Source organism: Sporobacter termitidis DSM 10068, assembly GCF_900130065.1.
GTDB classification, from domain to species: domain Bacteria; phylum Bacillota; class Clostridia; order Oscillospirales; family Oscillospiraceae; genus Sporobacter; species Sporobacter termitidis.
In genome coordinates, this window is the sequence record NZ_FQXV01000020.1 from 22,597 (window position 1) to 31,189 (window position 8,593).

An 8,593-nucleotide genomic window follows, 5' to 3' on the forward strand; every position below is an offset into this window, starting at 1 on the left:
GGTCTAAAAATTAAGGTATAACGATTCGGTTACTTGCTCTGCCTTTCCATCCATGACTTTTTTGAAGCTTGCGTTTCCTGACTGAATGAAAATATGTTGCTTATATAGCTCCTTCGGCAAATCAACCAAATAGCTTTTATCGCCGCGGCTTCCGTCAAATGACAGGGCAAATTTGATTTTCTTTGCGTTGAGCATAGCGAGATATTCCAGAAAAGGCTCATAATCTATTGTTCCATAATATCTTCCCCTTGTATTGAAGTACGGTGGGTCAAGATAAATGAAATCATTTTTTGTGATGGATTCGGTTGTTTCACGGTAATCCCCGCATATGAAGGACATGCCCTGGATATGGCTTGACCAGTCTAAGAGTATTTGTTTTAGAGAATGAGGAACTATTCCTTTTCGCGTGTGATGTAAGGAATTATTGAATTCACCGTTTTTATTAAAACGAATCAGCCCATTGACACAAGTTCTTGAAAGAAATAGTAAGTCTTCAGCATTTGGTGTGGCGTTAAAGCGGTCTCTAATAACATAATAAGTTTGATATCCCTCTTTCTGAAGCTGCTCCCACCGTTCAGCGTAGCTGTCGGCAAGCTGTACAGGAGATGATTTAACGGTATTCCAGAATTGAATCAAGGGCTCGCATATATCTCCGCAAACTCCGGAGCTGGGAGCTGCAGCATATAGAACCGAACCTCCGCCAACGAACGGCTCGTAATATCTATTGAATGTTGGGACATACCGCAATATTGTAGATACCTGGCTCCTTTTGCTCCCACTCCATTTTATTGCAGGGGTCAATTTTGTGTTATTTTTGCGCACCTTGTTCTTCTCCTCTAATAATGATTGCCGCATTTGGATCTATCTGGAGAAAAGAACACAAGCGGACAAAGGTTGTTGCTATAGGGGTATCACCCCCGAAATAACTATGTATTTTTGTTTTTGAAACCCCGGATACCCGCGCCAATTCTGCGATTGATTTAATGCCCTTATCAATCATGGCTTTTCGTATGAGTTTCTCATCTGCAATATACTTTTCATGTGAACATTCTCCGTTCAAGTCGAAAAGGGTTATTTGATTTTCTAAGATTCTACAGTCCGCAAGACGCGCCTCTGCGAGTTTACAATATTCTGCATCTGTTTCAAATCCGATATATTTTCTGCCGGTGATCTTCGCAGCAACACATTCGCTTCCGGAGCCTGAAAACGGCGTCAGCATAATATCACCTTCGTGTGAGGATAGTCTAATCATTCTCTGCAGTATACGTAACGGCTTTTGCGTAGGATGCTTACCATGCTTAAGTTCTTCTTTATCTTTATTGTTCGGTATATCCCAAACCGTTCTCATTTGTTTACCGGTTGCTTTTAATAGATCGCCATTAAAAGCACCGTTTTTGGAGAATTCATAGTCAAAGTAATACTCGCGTCTTTTACCACCTTTATTGCACCAGAGAACGGTTTCATGACTTGCTGTAAGCCTGCGTCCCGATAGGTTGGGGAAAGCGTTCCGCTTATACCAAATCACTTCGTTGATTATTTCAATTCCAATAAGCTGGCAGGCTACATTGATGATGCCAATGTTGTGATATGTGCCAAATATCCACATTGAGCCGGTTGGCTTTAAAATACGTCTTGCTTCAGATAACCATTGATATGTAAATTGAAAGTAATCACCCAGAGACATGTTGTCCCAGTCTTCCATAACCTTATTCCAATTGCCGCCCATACCAGCAAGCACAACGCTGTTATCCCACTGCCAGTTTCCGCCTTTGGAAAGATTGTACGGGGGATCGGCAATAATAATATCAACACAATTGTCCGGCAAATCGTGCATGCCTTGCATGCAGTCTCCGTTTATGATAAGGTTAATGGGTAATTCATTCATATGCATATCTCCTAAAAGTTTCTTACTAAATTATAACATCATCAGGCGAAATGGTAAATATAATTTTACTAAAAGATTATATAATTTTACTATCAAGCCGTTCGGGGCAGATATAATCAGACATATTTTACCCAGTTAAATCCCGCCGTTCTCTACCAAAAAGAAAGCACCACCGGCATATCCGATGGTGCTGTTTCTTTGCCCGCTTGAAGGCTGTCACATTTGACTTTTTTGCTTAATTCCTGTCTCCCGCCCCCTAAAAAAGGGATTTTATTAGCAGCGGGCTTATTTCAGCGCATTCAATATCGCCTTCGTCATGGTGCTGCAGGGGAGGATATCGTCGCCGGGCGCGGCGATATCGGCGGTACGCAGACCCTTGGCGAGGACGCGGGAGACGGCGTCCTCCACGTCCCGGGCCGCGTCCTCCTGGCCGAGGGACAGGCGCAACATCATGGCCGCCGAGAGGACCGTGGCGATGGGGTTTGCCTTGTCCTGTCCGGCGATGTCGGGGGCGGAGCCGTGGATCGGCTCGTACATGCCGCGCTTTGTCTCGCCCAGGGAGGCCGATGGCAGAAGGCCGATGGAGCCGGTGATCTGCGAGGCTTCGTCTGTGAGAATGTCGCCGAATATGTTGCTCGTCACAACCACGTCAAACTGCTTCGGGTTTTTCACCAGCTGCATGGCGGCGTTGTCCACGAGCATGTCGGAAAGCTCGACGTCGGGATATTTGCCGGCCAGGCGGTGCATGACCTCGCGCCACAGCCGGGAGCTCTCCAGGACGTTGGCCTTGTCGATGCTGATGAGCTTTTTGCCGCGGGACCGCGCCAGCTCAAAGGCTGTGACGCCGATGCGCTCGACCTCGAGGGCGCTGTAGCACTCGGTGTCGTAGGCCTCGGGGCCGTATTTGCCGTCCCGCCGGCCGCTCTCGCCGAAGTACATCCCGCCGGTGAGCTCGCGGACGACGATCATGTCAAAGCCGGCGTCGGCGACCTCCTTCCGGAGCGGGCAGGCGTCCTTCAGCTCCGGCAGGAGGCGCGCTGGGCGGAGGTTGGCGTACAGCTCCAGCTCCTTGCGGATGCCGAGGAGCGCCTTTTCCGGGCGTAGATGGCCGGGGAGGATATCCCATTTCGGCCCGCCGACGGCGCCCAGAAGGACGCTGTTGGACTCCAGGCACGTCTGGACCGACTCCTTCGGCAGCGGCGTGCCGAAACGGTCGATGGCGTTGCCGCCCGCGCTGACCTTTTTAAAGACGAAGCTGAACTTGTATTTCTTGCCGACGGTGTTCAGCACCTCGATGGCGGCGTTCACCACCTCGGGCCCGATCCCGTCGCCCTCGATGACAGCGATGTTGTAATTCATTGAGCGGCCCCCTTGATCGAATTCAGGAGTCCCCCGGCGGCGATGATGCTCTGCAAAAACGGCGGGAAGGGGGCGAATTTCGTCACGGTGTTCTTCGTCAGGTTGTGGAGCTCGCCGTTATCAAAATCGATCTCCACCTTGTCCCCCTCGGCGATATCGGCGTCGCACTCGATAATGGGCAGGCCGATGTTGATGGCGTTCCTGTAGAAGATACGGGCGAAGCTTTTGGCCACCACGGCGCCGACGCCGGATTCCTTTATGGCCAGCGGCGCGTGCTCGCGGGAAGACCCGCAGCCGAAGTTTGCCCCCGCGGCGATGATGTCGCCGGGTTTGACACGCGCTACGAAGGTTTTGTCCAGGTCCTCCATGCAGTGGGAGGCCAGCTCCTTGGCGCTGGAGGTATTCAGATACCGCGCCGGAATGATGACGTCGGTGTCGACGTTGTCACCGTAGCGGATGACGTCTCCTGTCAGTTTCATAATATCGTCCTCCTCTCTTATTCCGCCGGGGCAATTTTGCCGGCGAGGGCCGAGGCCGCCGCGACGGCGGGGCTGGCCAGGTATACTTCGCTCTCGGGGTGTCCCATGCGTCCGACGAAGTTGCGGTTCGTTGTGGCAACGCAGCGCTCGCCCTTGGCGAGGATGCCCATATGTCCGCCCAGGCACGGCCCGCAGGTGGGCGTGGAAACCGCGCAGCCGGCGTCGATAAAGGTCTTTAAAAGGCCCATCTCCATGGCGTCCAGGTAAATCTGCTGCGTTGCGGGGAGGACGATGCAGCGGACGCCGTCGGCGATCTTTTTACCCTTGAGGATGCCGGCCGCCACGATGAGGTCCTCCAGGCGTCCGTTGGTGCAGGAGCCGATGACGACCTGGTCAATGGGGATATCGGGGATGTCGTCAAACGTCCTGGCGTTTTCCGGCAGGTGGGGGAATGCCACCGTCTGCCGGATCTTGGCAAGGTCGATGTCGATGATCCGCTCGTACTCGGCGTCCGGGTCGGCCTCGTAAACCACCGGCTTGCGGTCCGTGCGGCCCTTCAGATACGCGACCGTCACGCCGTCGACGGGGAAAATGCCGTTTTTCGCGCCGCCCTCGATGGCCATGTTGGCGATGCACAGCCTGTCGCTCATGGACAGGCTTTTGACCCCGTCGCCGGTGAACTCCATGGATTTGTACAGCGCGCCGTCCACGCCGATCAGGCCGAGGATGTGCAGGATGACGTCCTTGCCGCCGACGTTTTTGGGCAGCGCACCGGTGAGATTGAATTTGATGGCCGGCGGGACCTTGAGCCAGACCTTGCCGGTGGCCATGCCGGCCGCCATATCGGTGGAGCCGACGCCGGTGGAAAACGCGCCCAGGGCGCCGTAGGTGCAGGTATGACTGTCCGCGCCGATGACGAGATCGCCGGAGACGACCATGCCCTTTTCGGGCAGAAGCGCGTGCTCAACGCCCATGGTGCCCACGTCGAAGAAGTTGACGACGCCCTTGTCCCGGGCAAACTCCCGAATCTGCTTGGACTGCTCGGCAGCCTTGATGTCCTTGTTCGGTACGAAGTGGTCCATGACGAAAACGACCTTGTTTTTGTTGTAGACGCAGTCGCAGCCGGCCTTGTTGAACTCGTTGATGGCGACCGGCGTAGTGATATCGTTGCCCAGCACCAGGTCCAGGTCCGCCATGATGATCTGGCCGGCCTCGACGCTTTTCTCGCCGCAATGGGCCGCCAGGATTTTTTGAGTCATTGTCATTCCCATAGTTGGTTCTCCTTCCTGTTGATGAGGTCCGCCCCTATTTACACCGTGGCGGCGGCCTCCACTGTGCAGAGCTTATATTCCAGCGAATCGACAAGGGCCGCGAAGCTGGCCTCGATGATGTCGGTGGAGACGCCGACGGTGATCCATTTGCGGTGGCCGTCGGTACTCTCGATGAGGACGCGGACCCGGGAGCCGGTGGCGTCGCCCGTTTCCAGAACACGCACCTTGTAGTCGATCAGGTGGACGTCCGACAGGACGGGGTAGAACACGCAGAGCGCCTTGCGGAGGGCCGCGTCCAGCGCGTTGACCGGGCCGTTGCCCACGGCGGCCGTCGTTTCGGCGGAGCCGTCCACCTTGATCTTGATCATGGCGTTGGAGTTCATCTCGCCGTCCGGCGCGGGGGATTCGCTGCTGGCCTTGTACATGGAGAGCTCGAAGTGGGGCCGGAACCGGCCGATGACTTTTTTGACCAGCAGCTCGAAGCTGGCGTCGGCCGCCTCGAACTGATAGCCCTCGTGCTCCAGCTCCTTCAGCCTTTCGAGAATCATCGCCGTCTCCGGGCTGTCCTTGGTGAGCTCCGGCGCGATGTCCCCCACCTTCAAAAGCACCGCCTTTTTCCCTGAGACCTCGGACAGGAGGAACTTCCTGCTGTTGCCCACGAGGGACGGGTCGACGTGCTCGAACGAGCGGGATAGCTTGTCGACGCCGTCGATGTGCATGCCGCCCTTGTGGGCAAAGGCGCTCTCGCCCACGTAGGGCTTGTTGCTGGGCACCGTCAGGTTGGCGATCTCCGCGATTTTGATCTCCGTTTCGCAGAGCGTTTCAAGATTGCCGGCGATGCATTCGTATCCGCCCTTGAGCTGCAGGTTCGGGATGATGACGGTCAGGTCGGCGTTGCCGCAGCGCTCGCCGATGCCCATAAACGTCCCCTGCACATGGCACCCGCCGGCCTCCACGGCCATCATGGAGCTGGCCACGGCGCAGCCGGAGTCGTTGTGGCAGTGGATGCCCACGCGCATGCCCGGAAACGCTTCCACCACGGTTTTGACGACGGCGTAGACCTGCATGGGCAGCGTCCCGCCGTTGGTGTCGCACAGGACCAGGACGTCCGCCCCGCCGCCCTTGGCGGCCTCAAGAACCAGCATGGCGTACGCGGGGTTGTTTTTATAGCCGTCAAAGAAATGCTCGGCGTCGAAGATGACCTCCTTGCCGTTGTCCTTGAAGAACTTCACCGTCTCGCGGACGCAGTTCAGGTTCTCCTCCAGCGTCGTATTCAGGATTTCCGTGGCGTGCAGGTCCCAGGACTTGCCGAAGACGGCCACGGCGGCGGTGCCCGCGTCAAGGAGAGACATCACGTTAGCGTCGTCCCGGACGGCGATGTTCTTGCGCTTCGTGCTGCCGAACGCCACGAGCCGGGCGTTTTTCAGCTTGAGCCCGGCGGCGGTTTTGAAGAATTCCATATCCTTGGGGTTCGAGCCCGGATTCCCGGCTTCAATATAGCGGACACCGAATTCATCCAAGGTCCTGACGACGGCCAGCTTGTCGGAGACGGAAAACGATACGCCTTCCGTCTGCGCCCCGTCACGGAGTGTTGTGTCGAACATCTCCAGTTTCACAAGTCTTATCTCTCCTTTCCAATACCTTGTTCACGCCGTTCAAATAGGCGAGAATACTCGATTCAATGATATTTGTGGACAGGCCCCGGCCGGTGACCACCGCGTTGCCGGTTCTGAGCTTGACGATGACCTCGCCCAGCGCGTCCTTTCCGTCCGAGACGGAGCGGATGGCGTAATCCTCCAGCGTGTGGGCCGGCACGTCGACGAGCTTGTCGATGGCGTTGTACGCCGCGTCGATGGGTCCGTCGCCCAGCGCCACGTCCTCCAGGATTTCGCCGCCGGCCTCCAGGCTCATCACGCAGGTGCCGCGGGAGGCGTTTGAGGTGAAAACGTCAAAGCGGCTGAGCTTGTAGAAGCTCTCCCGGGCGGCGAGCTCGCTCGTGATGAGCGCCTCGATATCGTCGTCGCTGACGGTTTTCTTTTTATCGGCCAGCTTTTTGAATTCTTCGAAATATTTGTTGATCTCGGCCTCGGTCAGCGTGTAACCGAGGCTTGTAATTCGGTCGACGAAGGCGTGGCGGCCGCTGTGCTTGCCCAGCACCAGCTTGTTTTTCGGCAGCCCGATGGACTCCGGCGACATGATCTCATACGTCGTCCGCTCGGACAGGACGCCGTGCTGATGGATGCCCGACTCATGGGCGAAGGCGCTGGCGCCGACGACGGCCTTGTTCAGCGGCGCCTGCACGCCGATAATGCTGTAAATGAGCTTGCTGGCCCTGTAAATCTGCGTCGTATCGATCCGGGAGGACACCTTAAAGTAATCCTTCCGCGTGCGCAGCGCCATGGCGAGCTCTTCCAGCGCGGCGTTGCCCGCGCGCTCGCCGATGCCGTTGATCGTGCATTCCACCTGCGTGGCGCCCGCGCCGACGGCGGCCAGCGAGTTGGCGACGGCCATGCCCAGGTCATTATGGCAGTGGACGGATATCGCCGCTTTATCGATGTCGTTCACGTGCGCTCTCAGATACCGGATAAGCTGCGCCATCTCCTCCTGTGTCGTATAGCCGACGGTGTCGGGGACATTGATGACGGTCGCCCCGTTCGAAATGGCGGCGTTAAAGACCTTTACGAGAAAGTCCCAGTCGCTCCGCGTGGCGTCCTGGGCGGAAAACTCCACGGCCGGGCACTTTTTCGCGGCGTATTTCACCATGGCCGCCGTTTTTTCCAAAACCTGCTCCGGCGTCATTTTCATCACGTACTGCATGTGCACGGGCGACGTGGAGATGAACGTGTGAATAAGCGGGGAAGCGGCGTGCTTCACCGCGTCGTACGCCGCGTCGATATCCTTTTCGTTCGTCCGCGCCAGGGACGCCACGGTGCAGTCCTTGATCTCCCTGGCGATCCTGCTGACAGACTCAAAGTCGCCGGGGGAGGAGATCGCAAAGCCGGCCTCGATCACATCAACCTTCAGCCTTTCAAGCTGCCGCGCCACCTCCAGTTTTTCGCTCAGGTCCATGCTGCAGCCGGGCGACTGCTCGCCGTCCCGCAGCGTGGTGTCAAAAAATCGAATCGTGTGTTCCATCTTCTTAAAGCATCCTCCTTTCGTTAGGATAAAAAAATATTTTTGTGTCTTAAACGGTTCTTCTCTGCCTCCCTCGGACGAGGGAGGTGGCACGGCGGAACGCCGTGACGGAAGGAGAGATACACCGCACATCAGGCGTATGCGCCGTACTGGCTCATGCGGACACGAGAAATGGCTGATATAATATCAGACAAAAGAGGTGTCCAACATGAAGAAATTCGATGCAGAATTCAAGAAAGAAATAGCGCAATCGTTTCTGGACGGCCATAGGACGGCGCGGAGCCTGGCGGCGGAGCTGGGCCTGCATTCCAACACAATATATAAATGGGCGGAACAGTACAAAACCGATCCGGAAAACGCCTTTCCTGGAACAGGCCATATGAAGCCTGACGAAGAGGATTTGGCGAAAGCACAGAGACGTATCCGAGAGCTAGAGGAAGAGGTCTCCATCTTAAAAAAAGCCG

8 protein-coding genes are annotated in these 8,593 nt (G+C 56.1%); 1 reads left to right on the top strand and 7 read right to left on the bottom strand.

The features are described 5' to 3' along the window. Nucleotides 1-3: 3 nt before the first annotated feature. The 7 genes from BUB60_RS18485 to BUB60_RS18520 all read right to left on the bottom strand — a co-directional run bounded on the left by BUB60_RS18485 (nucleotide 4) and on the right by BUB60_RS18520 (nucleotide 8,129). Complete coding sequence (locus BUB60_RS18485) at nucleotides 4-822, bottom strand: Dam family site-specific DNA-(adenine-N6)-methyltransferase (protein ID WP_242941238.1); 819 nt, start codon at nucleotides 820-822, stop codon at nucleotides 4-6. Next, nucleotides 809-1,885: a DNA methyltransferase gene (locus tag BUB60_RS18495; RefSeq protein ID WP_084726617.1), complete on the bottom strand. Its 1,077-nt coding sequence runs from the start codon at nucleotides 1,883-1,885 to the stop codon at nucleotides 809-811. Before BUB60_RS18495 ends, BUB60_RS18485 begins: the two co-directional genes overlap by 14 nt. 285 nt (nucleotides 1,886-2,170) lie before the next feature. Then, the gene (gene leuB, locus BUB60_RS18500) at nucleotides 2,171-3,244 is read right to left on the bottom strand and encodes a 3-isopropylmalate dehydrogenase (RefSeq protein WP_073082880.1); all 1,074 of its coding nucleotides are present in this window, start codon (nucleotides 3,242-3,244) and stop codon (nucleotides 2,171-2,173) included. Further along, a complete protein-coding gene (locus tag BUB60_RS18505; RefSeq protein ID WP_073082883.1) occupies nucleotides 3,241-3,723 on the bottom strand; it encodes a 3-isopropylmalate dehydratase small subunit in 483 nt (160 codons plus the stop codon). The genes leuB and BUB60_RS18505 overlap by 4 nt, the downstream gene beginning before the upstream one ends. Nucleotides 3,724-3,740: 17 nt before the next feature. Then, on the bottom strand, nucleotides 3,741-4,994 hold the full coding sequence (gene leuC / locus BUB60_RS18510; RefSeq protein WP_073082886.1) for a 3-isopropylmalate dehydratase large subunit: 1,254 nt from the start codon (nucleotides 4,992-4,994) through the stop codon (nucleotides 3,741-3,743). Nucleotides 4,995-5,032: 38 nt separating this feature from the next. Continuing rightward, on the bottom strand, nucleotides 5,033-6,598 hold the full coding sequence (gene cimA / locus BUB60_RS18515; RefSeq protein ID WP_073082890.1) for a citramalate synthase: 1,566 nt from the start codon (nucleotides 6,596-6,598) through the stop codon (nucleotides 5,033-5,035). After that, nucleotides 6,576-8,129 carry a 2-isopropylmalate synthase gene (locus BUB60_RS18520; RefSeq protein ID WP_073082893.1) on the bottom strand — a complete coding sequence of 518 codons (1,554 nt, stop codon included), beginning with the start codon at nucleotides 8,127-8,129 and terminating at the stop codon, nucleotides 6,576-6,578. Before BUB60_RS18520 ends, cimA begins: the two co-directional genes overlap by 23 nt. Before the next feature lie 208 nt (nucleotides 8,130-8,337). On the opposite strand from BUB60_RS18520, the gene BUB60_RS18525 reads away from it, so the two are divergent. Further along, nucleotides 8,338-8,593: transposase (locus tag BUB60_RS18525; RefSeq protein WP_143162416.1), on the top strand; the 256-nt coding region annotated here is incomplete at its 3' end.